Source organism: Maribacter orientalis (assembly GCF_900109345.1).
Classification (GTDB): Bacteria; Bacteroidota; Bacteroidia; order Flavobacteriales; family Flavobacteriaceae; genus Maribacter; species Maribacter orientalis.
In genome coordinates, this window is sequence record NZ_FNZN01000002.1 from 461,194 (window position 1) to 478,340 (window position 17,147).

Annotated in this window: 14 protein-coding genes; 6 read left to right on the top strand and 8 right to left on the bottom strand. The window is 33.7% G+C overall.

Annotation, left to right across the window (positions count from 1 at the left end; all coding sequences use genetic code 11):
* Window positions 1–24: 24 nt before the first annotated feature.
* Window positions 25–924 (bottom strand): hypothetical protein, encoded by a 900-nt coding sequence (locus BMY56_RS05660; RefSeq protein WP_091621071.1) that lies wholly within the window; start codon window positions 922–924, stop codon window positions 25–27.
* Between the two features lie 38 nt (window positions 925–962).
* Here BMY56_RS05660 and BMY56_RS05665 point away from each other — a divergent pair, with 38 nt between their 5' ends.
* Both BMY56_RS05665 and BMY56_RS05670 read left to right on the top strand, forming a co-directional pair.
* Window positions 963–1,673 (top strand): ComF family protein, encoded by a 711-nt coding sequence (locus BMY56_RS05665; protein ID WP_245737145.1) that lies wholly within the window; start codon window positions 963–965, stop codon window positions 1,671–1,673.
* A gap of 45 nt (window positions 1,674–1,718) precedes the next feature.
* A complete protein-coding gene (locus BMY56_RS05670) occupies window positions 1,719–3,335 on the top strand; it encodes an Ig-like domain-containing domain (RefSeq protein WP_091621074.1) in 1,617 nt (538 codons plus the stop codon).
* On the opposite strand, the gene BMY56_RS05675 is transcribed toward BMY56_RS05670, so the two are convergent.
* Both BMY56_RS05675 and BMY56_RS05680 read right to left on the bottom strand, forming a co-directional pair.
* Window positions 3,319–4,104, bottom strand: coding sequence for an amidohydrolase (locus BMY56_RS05675; RefSeq protein WP_091621076.1), 786 nt, complete (start codon window positions 4,102–4,104; stop codon window positions 3,319–3,321). The genes BMY56_RS05670 and BMY56_RS05675 overlap by 17 nt on opposite strands.
* Window positions 4,105–4,112: 8 nt before the next feature.
* The gene (locus tag BMY56_RS05680; protein WP_091621079.1) at window positions 4,113–4,577 is read right to left on the bottom strand and encodes an ankyrin repeat domain-containing protein; all 465 of its coding nucleotides are present in this window, start codon (window positions 4,575–4,577) and stop codon (window positions 4,113–4,115) included.
* Between the two features lie 135 nt (window positions 4,578–4,712).
* On the opposite strand from BMY56_RS05680, the gene BMY56_RS05685 reads away from it, so the two are divergent.
* From BMY56_RS05685 to BMY56_RS05695, 3 genes are all read left to right on the top strand, one after another.
* Window positions 4,713–6,899, top strand: a complete 2,187-nt coding sequence (locus tag BMY56_RS05685) for a PAS domain-containing sensor histidine kinase (protein WP_091621082.1) — start codon at window positions 4,713–4,715, stop codon at window positions 6,897–6,899.
* A gap of 1 nt (window position 6,900) precedes the next feature.
* Window positions 6,901–7,305: a response regulator gene (locus BMY56_RS05690; RefSeq protein ID WP_091621084.1), complete on the top strand. Its 405-nt coding sequence runs from the start codon at window positions 6,901–6,903 to the stop codon at window positions 7,303–7,305.
* 203 nt (window positions 7,306–7,508) lie between these two features.
* Complete coding sequence (locus BMY56_RS05695) at window positions 7,509–7,916, top strand: response regulator (protein WP_091621087.1); 408 nt, start codon at window positions 7,509–7,511, stop codon at window positions 7,914–7,916.
* A 2-nt stretch (window positions 7,917–7,918) separates the two neighbouring features.
* On the opposite strand, the gene BMY56_RS05700 is transcribed toward BMY56_RS05695, so the two are convergent.
* Both BMY56_RS05700 and BMY56_RS05705 read right to left on the bottom strand, forming a co-directional pair.
* Window positions 7,919–9,241 (bottom strand): DUF5689 domain-containing protein, encoded by a 1,323-nt coding sequence (locus tag BMY56_RS05700; RefSeq protein WP_245737146.1) that lies wholly within the window; start codon window positions 9,239–9,241, stop codon window positions 7,919–7,921.
* Between the two features lie 278 nt (window positions 9,242–9,519).
* On the bottom strand, window positions 9,520–12,045 hold the full coding sequence (locus tag BMY56_RS05705; RefSeq protein WP_245737147.1) for a TonB-dependent receptor: 2,526 nt from the start codon (window positions 12,043–12,045) through the stop codon (window positions 9,520–9,522).
* A 105-nt stretch (window positions 12,046–12,150) separates the two neighbouring features.
* Here BMY56_RS05705 and BMY56_RS05710 point away from each other — a divergent pair, with 105 nt between their 5' ends.
* On the top strand, window positions 12,151–13,191 hold the full coding sequence (locus BMY56_RS05710) for an endonuclease/exonuclease/phosphatase family protein (protein WP_091621092.1): 1,041 nt from the start codon (window positions 12,151–12,153) through the stop codon (window positions 13,189–13,191).
* On the opposite strand, the gene BMY56_RS05715 is transcribed toward BMY56_RS05710, so the two are convergent.
* The 3 genes from BMY56_RS05715 to BMY56_RS05725 all read right to left on the bottom strand — a co-directional run bounded on the left by BMY56_RS05715 (window position 13,188) and on the right by BMY56_RS05725 (window position 17,032).
* On the bottom strand, window positions 13,188–13,784 hold the full coding sequence (locus tag BMY56_RS05715; protein ID WP_091621095.1) for a 3-keto-disaccharide hydrolase: 597 nt from the start codon (window positions 13,782–13,784) through the stop codon (window positions 13,188–13,190). The two genes, BMY56_RS05710 and BMY56_RS05715, sit on opposite strands and share 4 nt — an antisense overlap.
* A gap of 16 nt (window positions 13,785–13,800) precedes the next feature.
* Window positions 13,801–14,259 (bottom strand): hypothetical protein, encoded by a 459-nt coding sequence (locus BMY56_RS05720; RefSeq protein ID WP_091621098.1) that lies wholly within the window; start codon window positions 14,257–14,259, stop codon window positions 13,801–13,803.
* Window positions 14,260–14,350: 91 nt separating this feature from the next.
* Window positions 14,351–17,032: a TonB-dependent receptor gene (locus BMY56_RS05725; RefSeq protein ID WP_091621101.1), complete on the bottom strand. Its 2,682-nt coding sequence runs from the start codon at window positions 17,030–17,032 to the stop codon at window positions 14,351–14,353.
* Window positions 17,033–17,147: the final 115 nt, after the last annotated feature.

The following is a 17,147-nucleotide window of genomic DNA, read 5'->3' on the forward strand; positions in this document are numbered from 1 at the left end:
AATATTAGCCCAAAAAAAGAATAATTATTTCAATTGAAATTCTGAAGAAGTAATCAATCGTTCGTCTTCAAAGACATTTAAGGTGTAGTTACCTTCCATTAATGAGCCTTCTGGTATGGTAATAGACTCACATACATAGGTATCTATACCTGTAAAAATAAACTCTACTCTTTTGCTATATACATTTCCGTTTACGGTAATTGTATTCGCATTATCCTCTATAATTTGTTTGTTAGGATCTAAAAACTGTAGATAAATAATTTTCTCATTATTTGCCTCGCTTTCATCGGCCAAAATAGTGACACATCCTCTTAATTTTTCAATGATAGAAGCTTTGTTGGTCTTAGTAGGTTTTGTGTTTCGAATAAGTCTAAAACCACTGCCTTCTGCATTGGCCATCTTTAGGTAGCTCTTCGTTTTTAACCTTTGGTTTAATTCAAGAATTTTTCTTCTTTGTAAGGCCTCTGCCTCAGCCAAAGAATTTGAGTTAGCCCTCAATTGCTCTATTTGCTTTCGCGACTCATCGTATTTATCGGTAAGAAGCATGTTATTATATCGTAAAAAGTTATTTTTTAATAGTAAACTATCGTTCTTAGATTCTAATCTGCGAAGTTCAGTTTTATATTCTCTCAGTTTCTGAACGGTAAAATTTAATCTTCCTACTGAATCTAAAAGCTCTTGAACCCTATATTTAGAATCTTGAAGTTCAATTTCATTCATTTCGCTTTTAGCAGCCAAACGATCTACATCAGCTTTCATAATGGTAAGGTCCTTTATCAAAATCGCTTTCTCATCTTCTAAAAAACTTATTTGAGCGTTTGATTGAGCGTAACTGTAGTAGAATGCAATCAATAGTGCTATAATAACCGCCACAAATGCAGCGAGTATTATTTTATAATTGAATTTGTTATCTTGACTGTCCATTTAATTGGTGGGCTGTAGGTTAATTTAATCTGTAAGATTTGATACAAAACAGAATTTCAAATATACTAAAGGATGTTACCAACATACTGTTGCCCATATCATGTTTTGGATGTAATGCACGATTATATAGAGGAGAGGTCTTTCTATGCACATCTTGCCGACATCAATTACCTCTCACCGAGTATAACTTTAACGAAGAAAATGCCGTTGACCGTATTTTTTACGGTCGAATTAACATAAAAAAGGCAAATTCATTCTTATTCTTTACCGAAATTGGAATCGTAAAAAACCTGATTCACTTCTTAAAATATAAGAATCAAGAAAGTATTGGACAATTTTTAGGTGATTGGTATGGACAGATTTTGAAGGAACAAGGTCATTTAACAAAAATTGATTTTGTAATTCCTGTTCCTTTACATAGAAAAAAATTAAGGCAACGCGGCTATAACCAAGTGGCACTTTTTGCTAAACAAATTGCATTACACATTAACGCCAATTACACCGATGATATACTTATAAAAACAGCTAATACGAAAACGCAGACCAAAAAGAACAGACTAAGCAGATGGCATGATAACCGTTCTCTGTATGAGATAAAAAATAAACAAATACTTAAAAACAAAAACATATTATTACTCGATGATGTAATTACTACAGGTGCTACAATGGAGATTTGTGCCAACACCTTCAAAGACATAGAAGGTATTACTATTTATATTTCGAGTATGGCCGTTGTACCAAAGGCTTAGTTTTCTATAAAATATGTTGTTTCTTTGTGATTGATAATCGCACTTATGAGCAGAAAAATTCTTGGATTTATATTTGTTTTTATCATTGTATTGGTCTCATACCAATGCGCTCAAAGAGGCACTCCTACTGGCGGCCCAAAAGATATTGCACCACCAGAATTGATACGGGCAGAACCACCCAATATGTCCATTAATTTTAAAGACCAAAAAATTAGGCTATATTTTAATGAATTGGTGAAATTAAAAGATATTCAAAAGCAACTTATTGTATCTCCACCTTTAAAATACACACCTGTTCTCTCCCCGCAGGGCAATGCCAATAAATACGTTGAAATTACCATAAAGGATACTTTAGCTGCCAATACTACTTACACATTAAATTTTGGCCAGGGTATTGTAGACAACAATGAAGAAAATCCTCTTCCATTCTTTACCTACGTGTTTTCAACTGGTGATTATATAGATTCTTTGGAATTAACAGGAGTCATAACAGATGCCTTTAATAAAAAGGTTGATGAGTTTGTAAGCGTTATGCTTTATAAAATAGACTCGAGCTATACCGATTCTACCCTTTATCAAAAACCACCGAACTATATAACCAATACACTTGACAGTGCCGTAATATTTAAGCTTAGAAATTTAAAAGAAGGTAAATATGCATTATTTGCCATTAAAGATATTGCCGGAAATAATATATTTGACCAGAAGACAGATAAAATTGGCTTTGTAGAAGACACCATAAATTTACCTACTGATTCTATTTACCTTTTAAATCTCTTTAAGGAAATTCCTGATTATGGAGTTGCTGTTCCTAGTATGGAAGCCAGTAATAAAATTAGTTTTGGATATTATGGCGATGGCTCCACAATAGACATTGAAACCCTTACTAAATTACCCGATAGCGTAAGATCGATAATCACTAAAGAAAGGGAAAAGGATACCTTAAATTTCTGGTTTACTCCATATGCAATGGATTCTATCCTTTTTTCCATTACCAATGAAAATTTAAAGATTTCTGATACCTTTAATGTAAAAAGCCGCAAAGTTCAATTTGATTCGTTACGATTATCATTAAACCAACAGGGCAATATTGAATTTGAAAAGCCTATTAAAGTTTTAGTCAATACGCCATTGGTAAGTTTTGATTCTACTAAAATTAAACTTACTGACAAAGACACGCTACTTGTAGCCAATAATTTAAAGTTGGACACTCTCGAAAATCAGTTAAATTTTGATTTTAAAATTCTACCTAATCAGAGCTATAAAATTGAACTTTTACCTGGGGCAATTACAGATTTTTTTGATAATACGAATGATACCGTAGTATATAATCTAAGAACAAAAAGCATTGCAGATTATGGCAATCTTAGTTTAGAACTAAATGGCAATAACATCAAATACCCAATCATCGTTCAACTTACCAATGAAAAAGGTGACTTACAAAGAGAAATTTACGCCAACCAACCGCAAACCTATACGTTCAATAATTTAAACCCTGGCAAATATTTGGCTAGAGTCATATTTGATTCCAATAAAAATAGAAAATGGGATACCGGTAATTTTTTAAAGAAAATACAACCAGAAAAAATAAGTTACTACCCTAACTTAATAGAGTTGCGAGCCAATTGGGAAAAAATAGAAACCTTTAATCTAATAGATTAAATTGATCTCGGTCTTCTAAAAATGTAAGTTTATTTCGCAGTTTTTCAATCTCATTTTTAGTTACCTCAACGATTAATATTTCTTCTTTTTTGGAGAGTGCCAATTCATTTCCGAGCGGAGAGTACATACTGGTATGACCAGGGTATTCATGCCCTTCATTATCCTCTCCAATTCTATTGACCCCAATACAAAATACCATATTTTCAATAGCACGCGCTTTCAATAGAGCATCCCAAGCATTAATTCTTGGCGCTGGCCAATTTGCTGAATAAAGTAAAATATCAATATTCTCGGTATTTCTACTCCAAACAGGAAACCGGAGATCGTAACAAATCAATGGACAAAAATTAAAGCCTTTATAGCCCACCACCAATCTTTGTTTACCAGATTGATATTTTTTATGTTCCCCTGCCAACGTAAACGTATGTCTCTTATCGTATGTAAAGGTTTCGCCATTAGGTTTTACAAAAAAAAGACGATTAAAATAAGTCTGTTTTTCATTATAAACTATACTGCCAATAATTGCACTGTTTTTTCTAGCAGCTATATCTTTCATCCAATTTAAAGTTATAGAACCTTCTTCACTTGCTATGTTTTGTGGCGACATGGTAAAACCAGTCGTAAACATTTCTGGCAAAACAATAACATCAACATCTTCTTCAATTTGTTCAATTTTGCCGTTGAACATTGCTCTATTGGCAATTGGATTTTCCCAATGTAAAACAGATTGAACAAGAGCTATTTTTAAGGCATTATTCTTATTTTTCATAAAAGTTCTTATTCAAGCAAATCAATAAAAGCATTTAAACCTTGGGTTTTGGCGTGATCTAAGGCTGTATTACCTCTATTATCTTTAATAGATTTATCAGCCCCATTGGCAATCAATAATTTAGCAATCTCAAAACGATTAAACTGAGCAGCATAGATAAGGCATGTTGCACCCATCGCATTTCTCTCATTTAATTGTGCCTTTTTCTCAATCAGAAGTTTAGCTATATCGGTAAATCCTTTGAAACATACACCCATTAGGGCCGTATTTCCCGAAGCATCTACTGCATCTATTTTAGCTCCTTGATCTAACAATAAGGCCGCTATCTCCATTTCATCATAATACGTAGCGAGAATTAATGGTGTAGATCCTCGAACATCTTTACTATTAATAAGTACCGGGTTCTTTTCTAACATAGGTTTAACCTCGTTTAAATTACCCTCTCTAATTGCTTTAAAAAAGAATTCGTTCATAGTTGTAATTATTATTAAACCTCATGAAACTATTAAAATACCAACAAGAATTTAAGTTAACGTATTTTCTTACTTACTAAGTATTTTTCCTACTTTATAAGAAATATGTACCTTTAATTTATAAACAGAACCATATTGAAAACATTAGCCACTGATTTTCTCTTAAAGGAGTCTCCAAATGCAATTGCTATAGTGGACACTAAGTTAAACTTTATTAACTACTCAAACCAATGGCAAAGCGATTTTACACCAAACAAAACAGACATAATTGGTAAGCATCTTTTTGATGTCATTTCAGAAATGCCAATTTTATTCAATAACGCAATCAAAGTAGGATTAACTGACAAGGAAAACATCAATGCTGGGCAAAAATTCATTTTACCAAGCGGAAAAGTACAGTGGTTGAAATGGAAGATTTCTCCAATTAGAAACGATATTAATATTTTAGAAGGATTAGTTATTTATTTAGAAGACATTACCGCTGATAAAAGAGAGCTCGAACTACTGCAAACGGCAGAAACTGTAGCAAAAATAGGAGGCTGGGAGGTTGACCTACAAAAAAATTCGCTTTATTGGACCAAAACCACCAAGGACATACACGAGGTGCCAGAAGATTTTATACCTGATTTAGCACAGGGTATTAATTTCTATAAAGAAGGAATTCACAGAGAAAAAATAACCGAATTGGTCAGTGCTGCAATTGAAGAAGGTAAGCCTTGGGACACCGAATTAATTATTATTACAGCCAAAGGAAACGAAATTTGGGTAAGGGCCAAAGGTGAAGTTGAAGCGGTCAATGATAAACCAATTCGAATTATAGGAACTTTTCAAGATATTGATGAAAGAAAAAAAATCGAATTAGCGCATGAGGAAATTTCTGAACGTTTAAAGCTTGCTACACAAACCTCCCAAATTGGTATTTGGGAGTATGACCTTATAGCGAATGAATTAATTTGGGATAATGCGATGTATAACATCTTTGGAGTTGATGAAAATCAATTTGCTGGAGTATTCGAGGCTTGGGAATCTACCATACACCCTGATGACAAAGAAAAAGCCTTAAAAGCCACAAATGATGCCATAATAGGAGTAAAAGATTTTGACGAAGAGTTTAGAATCAAATTACAGAACGGCGAAGTAAAATATATAAAAGGTCTTTCTAAAACTATAAGAGATTTAAAAGGCAAACCTATTAAAATGACTGGGGCCAATTGGGATATTACTATGTTACGCAGTACAGAATTGAAATTGGAACGAAGTACTGAATCATTTACAGAGACTTTCGACAATGCAGCAATCGGTATGGCATTGATAAGTCCTGAGCTCAAATGGTTAAAAGTGAATAAAAGTTTACTGACTAGCTTAGGGTATTCAGAAAAAGAGTTATTAGGAATGAGGACCACAGATATCACGCATCCTGATGATTTAGAAAGCAGTACAAAAACAGTGTTTAACGGTGTAAAAGATACCTATCAATTACAAAAAAGATATTTTCATAAAAATGGACATATAGTTTATGCAATTATTGGCGTAACTCCGGTTAAGGATTTAGATGGAAACCCTAGCCATGCCATAGCCCAATTTCTAGACATTACCGATAGAATTGAAGGTGAAAAGAGACTTGAAACTTTAGTAGAAGTTACAAAAAGCCAAAATGATAGTCTATTGAACTTTGCACATATCGTTTCTCATAATCTACGTTCACATTCAACGAATATGACAATGCTTGCAAAATTTTTGTCACAAGAAGAAGATGAAAAAGAGCTGAAAAATATTAATCGAATGATTACAGATGCTGCCGAAAGCCTATCTGAAACCATTGCGCATTTAAATGATGTTGTTCAAGTTAAAACAGGGGCTTTGAAGAATCTTCAAAGTATTAGCGTATTAAATACAATTGAGCAAATTAAAAAGAGCATAGGTGGCTTATTAGAGAAGCAAGAGGCCATTATAAAAATAGATATTAAAAATTCTCATTTTGTAAATGCCGTTCCTGCATATTTAGAAAGTATATTTTTAAATATTCTAACCAATGCATTAAAATATAGTTCTCCAGACCGTACCCCTTTAATTGAAATAAAATCACAGCTTAAAAAAGAAACTGTGCTTATCAGCTTTAAAGATAATGGACAAGGAATCGATTTGAAACGACATGGCGATAAAATATTTGGCATGTACAAAACCTTCCATAAACATAAAGACGCGAAAGGTATCGGTTTATTCATTACAAAAAATCAAATAGAAGCTATGGGTGGGAGCATTAAAATAGAAAGCGTCGTAGACCAAGGCACCACCATTTTCATAGAACTTAATAAAATTTAATATGAAGAAAGTACAAGTATGCTGTATTATAGATGACGACCCCATTTTCATATACGGAACCAAAAGAATCATTAAAGAAGTTGATTTTGCAGAAAATATAATCGTTTATAATAACGGACAAGAGGCAGTAGACGGGCTTAAAGAAATCATTAATGAGGGAGGCTTTCTGCCTGAAGTGATATTTTTAGATTTAAACATGCCTATCATGAATGGATGGGAGTTTTTAGAGGAATATAAAAATTGTCAATATGACATCTCTAAAAAGACCACCATTTATATCATTAGCTCCTCGGTAGACCCTAGAGATTTAGAACGTGTTAAGCACTATAATGAAGTTGACATGTATATTTTAAAACCAATTACACCAGATGACTTAGGCAAAATTTTAAGCTCGACAACAGTATAGCTTATACTGCCATCTTGGCATTTTAGTTTTATTAAATACAGGTCTAAAACCTTAAAGATGTTAGAATTACATTAATTTATATGTTAATAAAAGGTATTGTAAATAATACTATTAATTACTACCACACCTTACTATTTCCCTATCTTCACGATTTATTATTTGCCCTATTAACACAGAAAGATTTAATTAAGAATTAATCACAAATGAGCAAATTTCATAGCTGTTGTATCATTGATGATGACGAGTTTTTTTCTATAAGCAGTAAAAGAGTTTTAAAACAATTTGACTTTTCTGACAACATCTTATATTACACCGGGGGTCAAGAAGCACTTGATGGTTTAATTGGCCTAGTAGTTGAAAATATACCATTACCAACAATAATTTTTCTTGATTTAAATATGCCCAGAAGAGATGGATGGTCATTTCTAGAGGAGTTTCAAGACCTGCCTGGAGAAAAAATTGAACATGTTCAAATTTATATTACCAGTTCTTTCATTAGCCCAGAGCTTATGGAAAAGTCGAAAAATTACAGTTTGGTAAAAGATTATATCGTTAAACCCTTAACGGAAAATGCTGTTAGAAAGATAATTGATTCACAAGAATTGGAGTAGTTCTATCTTACTCCGGGCGTAAAGTTAAAAGGAGCATTTTGTGGTATATTTATAGTACCATTATTACCCGTGTCATTATATATAATCCATTCACTTTCTGTGAAAACCGAGTTTCCTGATATCACCTCTATTATTCTTTCTGCTTTCCCATCTTCAAATTCATGGTTTGTATTACTACCATCTTCCCCAATAACACCAAACATATCTATTACAGTACCGAAAGGGTCTACTAAGGCAATATTATCATCGCCATTAGAATCTGCTGGTGAATTTGTACCCACAGTAATTGTTGGCAAAAACCCATAGACCGTTTCAAATTCTAAAGCATTTGGCGAAATTACTATAAGTCCGTTGGCGTTTATACTATACTCAGATAAGTCTATAGATGAACTCACTTCTGTGCTTGAATTCGTATATCGCACCAAGGTCCAGCCATTTAATGATAAAGGTTCATTTGAAGAATTATATAATTCTAAAAATCTAGCTCCGGCATTATTGTCAGGATCAGCGATTTCAGAAATAAAAATAAAGTTCGATGTAAACTCATCGATTAACTCTACACAGCGTACTTTATTAAAATCTACATCATCTACCGTTCTAATAATTAATTGAAACTCATTTTTATCCATCGTTAAAACACCAGTAGCAGTTCCCATTTTATCAGGGATAATTTGCGCTTGAAAATCAGAATAGCCACTATTTAAAAGCATTAACTCATTATCATCACAATCAACTAAAGTTCTTTGTGTCTCTTCTTTTTCAACTGCAAAAGATTTACCTAATTCATCTTCTTTAAACTCAACATTAGCTACACGCACCAACGTATTCACCATACTTTCGTTTAATTCTAAAATAGAAACAGACGTAGGAGAAATGTTTTCAACTGGATCACAGGACAATAAAATATGATTAAAAACAACACTGTTGGGCAACCTACCTACACTACGATTGCCGAAAGAGGTAAATACGCCTCCTATTTTGAATAAACCGTTAGATTGACCTAAATACAGTCCTTTTAACTTTATAAAAACTGTCTGGCCTAAATCAAAAAATAAATGTGAATCCCTTAATTCCAATTCTATCTGTAAACCCTCTGTAGGATTACTCGACGCGTTTTGAAAATGAAGTGTATTGAAAAAATTACCTGACTTGTCAGAAGAAACAATATACCCTTTAACAACCCAATCTTCTTGAATTTGAAAAGTCTCGCCAGCGTATAATTTTTTTAGTTCTGATATACTTACAATACTGAAATCTTCATCAGAACAAACTAATTTAGGTTCATAAAAGTCCCTATTTTTTACACATGCGTTAAACACTAGCATAATGCTTAAAACATAGATTTTAAATAAATAATTGTTTTTAAAAATCATCTTAATCACATCATATTTAGAAACTAAAGGCCATATTTAAAAAGTAGGTTCTACCGAAACCATACCAATATTTTGGACCAAAAGATGGGTTACCGCTAAAATTATCTTGCTTCAGTTGACCATAATTGCCATTTCTACTTTGTTCATACCCCCCAGTTCTAAAGGTGGTGTCAAAGACATTGTTGACACTTGCAAAGACACTAAAATATTTTCCCTTCTTTAGCCAAGACTTACCTCCTACTAGGTAATAGATAGAAATTATCTAACCTATTTTGTTTTAAAAGTTTTTGAACATTTTCATCAGTAGCATCTGGGAATCTTTGTCCCGTTTCTGGATCTACTAAAAAACTTTTAGTTCTGGTTATTGTAGAAATATTTGCATAATTATTGGCCAAATAATTTGCAGTCATGCTTACCCACCAATATTTTGGGTCTCTATATTCAATTCCTACAGCAATTGCCTTCTGTGGGCCTTGCGCCAATTTATATCCTTTAATAGCAGACTGGCCCAAAAACTTTGAGCCAGAAACGTCAATTAATTCTTCGGTCGCCCCAGCAGTATCAAAGTTAATTGTTACGAAAGGGTCACTAGCATATAGATACTTCGAAACCGATGTTACTAAAGATAATTTTACCGCGCTCGATAATTGATACTCTAAACCTAGTTCTGTACCTAAATGCAACTTATCTAAATCGGTTAATACCTCTTGCACAAAATCTGAACCTATACCAGAATCAACGAAAAAGAAATTAACATCTGTACCATCTTGAAATCGCGTATAGAAACCTGTTAGTCTACCGGTAAGTTTTGGCATTCTAAGAAAATAATTTAAATCTATACTAGTAATTTTTTCACTTTGCAAATTAGGCACAACCGTATTATTCTCTCTTGGATTTATAAAGACATTTTGAAGCAACGGCGCCTTATTTACATAAGCGGCATTAGCTGTAGCCCAATGTCTTCCTGTAATATTATAAGTTAACCCAGACTTACCTGACCAATTTGAAAATTGTATTGGTTCACTTTCTCCAAGCGAAGCATCCGGAAAGCGTTCATTTTGAAACAATCCAATTCTTTGATAATCTACTTTGCTGTATTTACCAGATATAAATGCATTTACTTTATCGTAGTTTAAATTTAGTTGGGCATACATGTCAGTCATATTCCCTTCAAAATCATACTTGTAATTAAAAATATCGCCATTCTGTTTATTAACATTCCCAACAACATCGTTGAGTGTTTCAGAAAATGTGTCGATATCTCTGTGATATTTAGCACCAATCAAATCATCGATTAGAGCATAATTTTTAGACGTTAAATGTTTATAGGTTAGTCCAAAATCTAACCTTAAATGACTATTCATATCTATGTTAGTACTTACCCTAGCTGTAAACTGATTATCTTTTGTCGTATCATCATACAACACATATGCGGCTTCACCTTCTTGGCCTAAACTAGTATTAGCCTTAAATATATTGCCCCAATTCATTTGCGGATTTTGAATAAAACCTTCCTCAGCCAAAACCGCACTTTCAAAATTTGCCCCAATTGGACTATTCAGATAAAAACTCGGTAAATATCTATAGTAGGTAGGGTCAGGATTTGGAGCATTAAAATAACCCAACCTACTTCTTTTATAAATACCGGTTTGGTAAGCTAAACCTGCATTTATTACTAATCCGTTAGATTCATGATTATAATTCAATAAAAATAGTGGCTCCCGTATATTTCGCTCTCTAGAATTTCTAATCTTACCGTTCTGAAAACCCCAGTATGGATTGTATCTATTTCCTTGAATTTGAAACACTTCTTCGGTAATTGCAGAAGAACGACCTCTTCTGTTCGAAGCTACAATAGCAGTCGCAGATAGTGTATTTTGCTTATTTAGTAAATATTCAACAGAGCCATATAAAGAATATGAATCATATAAAGTTCCAGCAATATAACCTTCCTTAGCCCATCTTCTAGAAGCCGAAAGTATATAGGCATATTTGCCCTTTTTAAGTCCAGAATTGTATGTTGCCATAAGCCTACCACTATATGTTCTGTTCGATACAGATGATGATAGTCTAGTGCCAGGTCGTAACCCTGATGGCCGTAAATCTATATTAGTATTTCCTAGAATACCACCAAAAGTGAAATCTGAAGCACTTAACCCATTAGCATATTGTTGATTTCTGATTACATCATTCAGCCCTCCCCAATTATTCCATTGAGGTCTGCCGTCGAACATTTTGTTCATGGGTATACCGTTTAGATGCACCTCTCCAAATTGAGAATCATATCCTCTTACCCTAAAAAATGCTTGTCCGAAATCAAAAGCAGCTCTATTAAGAAAAATATCTTTAGTAGATTGAAGCAATGCCAATGCATTAGAGTTAACCTCATCATCAAGCAACTCATCATCAGTAATGTTTACCAGATTTATAGTTTTCTCAAAGGTTATATCACGCTCTAAATGTATTGTTCCTAAGTCTAAATCAACACCATCAAGAAAAATAGGTATTCGCTTAATAACATAATCTGGTGCAGTAATATTTAAAATAAATTGCCCTTTCTTCGAAGTAGCTATACTAAACTCTCCCATATCATTGGTGCCAATTGATAAGACGCTTCCCTCAACCATTACTACTGCATTCGTAATTTTCTCCCCATTGGTCGTCTCTTCAACAACTCCTGTAATAGTAGAAGTGGCCTGAGATTGTAGGGTGCAAATTTTAAACACTACTAATAAAAACAGTAAATGTTTTATCATTTAAAAACTCAACGTATTGTTACTAAGCCATTAAGATACATTTTTAAGAAATAATTAACGTGAAAATTCCGTATACTAGCTAATAATTAAGACACAATGCCCTCGATGAAGCTATATCTATTCTATTTTTTACTTTTTTCTCAAATGGGTTTAATTGCACAAGAGGCAGCCAGTTATCAAATCAGAACCGTTGCTTTTTACAATTTGGAAAATCTTTTTGACACGAAAAATGACACATTAATTTTTGACGATGACCGAACACCAACAGGAAAAGATCACTGGACGGAAGAACGCTATATAGAAAAAATTACTCAGATGTCTAAAGTGATTTCTGAAATTGGTTCTTCAGAAAACAAAACTGCTCCTGATATTATTGGTGTTTGTGAAGTTGAAAACTTAAGTGTCTTACAAGATTTGGTACACCATAGTAATCTATTACAGACCAATTATGGTATTATACATTTCGATTCGCCGGATGAACGCGGTATTGATGTAGCACTGCTATATAAAAAGGATGCATTTATTCCCGTAAATTTTAATAGTCATCGGCTTTTGCTTTTCGATTTAGCTGGAAAACGCAACTACACTAGAGATCAACTTATCGTTGAAGGATTATTAGATAACGAAAAGATATATTTTCTAGTAAATCACTGGCCTTCTAGAAGTGGTGGTGAGGCCAGAAGCAGGCCTTATAGGTTAGAGGCCGCTAAACTTAACAAACGCATTATTGACTCAGTAAGAAGACAAGATATCAATGCTAAAATAATTAGTATGGGCGATTTTAATGATGACCCTATAGATCCTAGTTTTAAAAAAATCTTAAACGTACAGAAGAACTATAAAAATCTAGATTCACTTAGTCTCTATGGCCCTATGGAAAAACTATTTAGAAAGGGAAAAGGTTCTTTGGCATATAGAGATAAATGGAATCTTTTTGACCAATTATATATGACCTATAGCCTTTTAGATAAGCAAAAACAAACGTATAGTTATTGGAAAGTAGGTATATTTACACCCAGTTATTTAATGGATCCAAAAGGAAAATATAAAGGCTACCCATTACGCACCTATGCGGGAGGTAGCTATATTGGTGGATATAGCGACCATTTTCCCGTTTTTCTTCATTTAATTAAAAAAGTAAATTAATCTAATTCCTCAATTTCGATATTTTTCCACTTTACTTTAATACCACCACCAGAATGAATTTGCAATAAAATAGACCCTTTTCCTTTACCAATAATTCTATCTTTTATGGAAACCATTTCTACGCCATTCACCCAAGAGGTTACTTCTTTGCCGTCCACTTTAATTTTCATATGATTCCATTCACCAAACTTTAATGCCTTGTCTTTATCTAGCGTTGGTTTAATCAACCATTGTCTACCATAAGATTCATAAATGCCTCCTGTGAATGCACCAGGTGGAGCAACTTCTACCTGCCAGCCACTAACAGTCGTACCTTCTACTGTTGACCTAATAAAAACTCCGCTATTACCGTCTGCTTCTTGTTTAAAATCTAGATCAAGAATGAAGTTTTTATAATGCTTGTCTGTACCCAAATATCCATATTCTGCGTCAGGACCGCTTTCACAAATTAAAAGCCCATCTTCAACATACCACTTTTCAGTGCCATAAACAGACCAGCCTTCTAAGCTTTCACCATTAAACAATTCTTGTTTTTGAGCTAATAATGAGGCACTAAATAATAGCACCAATAATGTAGATGTAATTTTATTCATTGATAAATTTTATTGATTAATTAAACCATTGTCCCCAAGGTATTCTGCTTAATATAAGCACCAAGCCAATTCCGTAGAAAGTAGCGATACTTTTAAATTTTTTATCTCCTTCAACAAACTTTTTGTGTCTAGACCAACCAATAGTTATTGAAACGATGGCCAAAATATTAATAAATGGATGCTCTACTGCAAGTAAGCGAGCTGCAGAGGTTAAACCTCCCATTCCGAATTCTTGAATAGCACTTAAACCACTTGGCGAAACAAAATAAAGCAACAGACCAACCAACAATTGTATATGGCACAAAATCAAGGCGAAGAGACTTAGCCTTAAATCTTTACCCATATTAAAAATTCTTTTTCCTATTAAACCAGTTATCGCATTTGCAACAGCTAAAATCAATACCGCTAATGCGATATAGGCCAAATAAGAGTGTAAAGAATGTACCCAAGTATACGCTAATCCTGTTTCTTCCATAATTTCATTTATTAAGATTTAAAAGTACTGAATTTTGAGCATAAAAAACCCCGACCTTGAAGTCGGGGTTATATTTATTCTACTTCTATTATTAGAATTCGTAACGCAAGGTAACGTTCCAAGTTCTACCCCAACCAAAGTAACCTTGGTTAGAAACGGCAATACCATCATAAGTTTCATCACCAGCTTCTGCAAAATTAGCAGTAGTTAAACTTGATAAATACTCGGTATCAAAAACGTTATTAATATTACCTCTAATTTTCAATTGCTTCAATTTATCAACTCCTAAAGGAACTTTAAAAGTAACACCTGCATCTAATAAATTAAAAGAAGGTAGTTTAAGGTTTTCTTTTACTGCGCCTACATCAGAATATAAGTTGTCATAATATCTCCAGTCAGAATCAACTGAAAATTTTTGGCTTATTTTGTAAACAACACCTAACCCACCTGATAATTGTGCAGCACCACCAACTTTACCGCCATCAAAATCTTCATTTTCAAAGCTAATAACATTTCTATTTTCATCTGTTATTTGTTGTACGGCTTCACCTTTATATTGCCAATCTCCTACAGATAGAAACCCGTTAAAAGAAAGATCAGTTGCCGGTCTTAATTTAAAATCTAATTCAACACCAGAGTGTAATTGCTCTGTACCAAAGTTAGTAGTAAATTGAACCACATCATCAACTATATTCGAGCTAGATACCACTCTATCTTTCCAAGAGGTTCTATATAAGTTTAAGTTTGCTGAGAAAATTGAACTTTTAAAACCGTAACCTGCCTCTAAACCAAATATCTTTTCATTTTCAGTTAATGGGTTTACTTGGTTTGTAAAATTCAAGTAAATATTATCATGGTACGGTTGACGGTTGTAGTATCCAGTGTTTACATAAAAAGCGTGAGCTTCAGAAGCTTTGTAGCTAAACCCTGCTTTAGCATTGTAACCAAAATTATCTACTTTTTCAGAATCTGTACCAGGAGTTATACCTGCAGGTAAGGCTACACCAGTTGATTGGCTAGAAGTACCGTCAATTAATGATTGATCCGCATACTGGTAATAATCAAATCTTTGATGGTATTGATTAGAAACCGAACCTTGGAAAAAGGCAGACAAATTATCATTTGCATATTCTAACTGAGTAAATAAACCACCATATGAAATACGCTCTTCGTTATTATAGCCAATTTTTTGATCTAATGGATAAGAAGCAAATGCAGCTTCCCAACCAGAAGGTTTAAATGTTTCTGTTGCCGTAGCAAACTTGTATGTACCAAAACTACCGTAAGTTTGGTGATCATTGTTTTGGTCTCTTAAACGAATATTATCGGTAAACGAATTTAAACCATGTAGATTAGAAGCAACTCTAAAGTGCTTACCATAATAAGTTCTTAAATCGAAACCTACGTTCCAAGAAAGTTCGTCGGTAATTTTAGTTTCATAGTTGGTAATTAAACCATACCAACTATGCAAGTTCATTGATGATCTTGTAATGTAAGCTGGTTCAGAACCAAAATTAACACCAGCACCATCAGTTACTACAGCATTTTGAGCATAAATTGCATCGTAATCTATACGACCATCTTCAGTTCTTATGCGGTTACCTAGGTTACCCGTACCACCACCGTTACCCCATGAGGCATATAATACTGTAGAAAGGTTAGACTTTTCACTGATAGTCCAATCCCAGTTTAAGTTAGCTACTGGCTTGTGATAGAAGTTTCTTCTTTCAGTCAAATACTGTCCCTTGTAAGTACCCCAGTTGTTGTTGTAACGTAAACCATTTTCTAAGTAGCTAGAAATAGATTTTGTAAAGTTTTGATCGTGAAATTGTGGAGCGCCAGTAATTAAAAAGTTAAATCCATGCTTTTCGTTTGGTTTATAACCAGCAGAAATAAAGTACGTTTGACCTTCACCAAAGTTACCTTCGTTATAACCATCTCCTTGCCAGTGCGAAAGCATTACACTTAATCCCCAACCTTTATCAGAAACACCAGTGTTATAACCTGCAGTTGTTTTAATGTAATTATTGTTAGCAACTGTTGCGTAAGCAAAACCACCTGCATTCATCTCTGTTGCTTTGGTTACAAAGTTAACCGTACCACCAACAGAAGAAATTGCTAATTTAGAAGAACCTAAACCACGTTGTATTTGAACTCCACTGGAAATATCATTTAAACCAGACCAGTTAGACCAGTACATTTTACCGTCTTCCATACCGTTAATCGGCTGACCGTTTAAAAGAAATGCTGTGTTGTCTTGCTCAAAACCACGAACTCTAATGTCAGAATCACCATAACCACCTGCTTGTCCTGAAACATAAACCGATGGAGTGTTTACCATTGTCATAGTAATATCTTGTGTACCAATCTTCTCTTGTATAATTTCAACAGGTATAGAAGAAACGGCGATTGGCGTTTGTCTATCACTAGCAAGATCAATAATACCCCTACCAACTACAACAACACCCTCTAACTCTTCAGCATTAGGCTCTAAAACAATTGAACCGATATTACCTGAAGCAGTAAAAGAAATTTGTTTAGAATCAAATCCAATGTAAGATATTACTAAAGTTCCAGTTGCTGAACTTACGTTAATTGTGAAATTCCCATCAAAATCAGATGAAGTACCATTCGTGGTACCTTTTACCATTACGGTTGCACCAGGTAAAGGTGAGTTAGAATCACCATCTAGCACAGTACCAGTAATAGTTCCTTGTGAAAAAGCAGATACGGTCATTAAAAATACCGCAATCGCAAAGTACATTTTTTTCATTTTTTCAAGTATTTGTTAGTTTTTAACTTGCTGCAAAAGTCTTCTAATTTTTGTCCTCTAACGTTAAGACAACGTTAAATCAGCATTGCAAAAATACTTGAAAAAATAACACAAT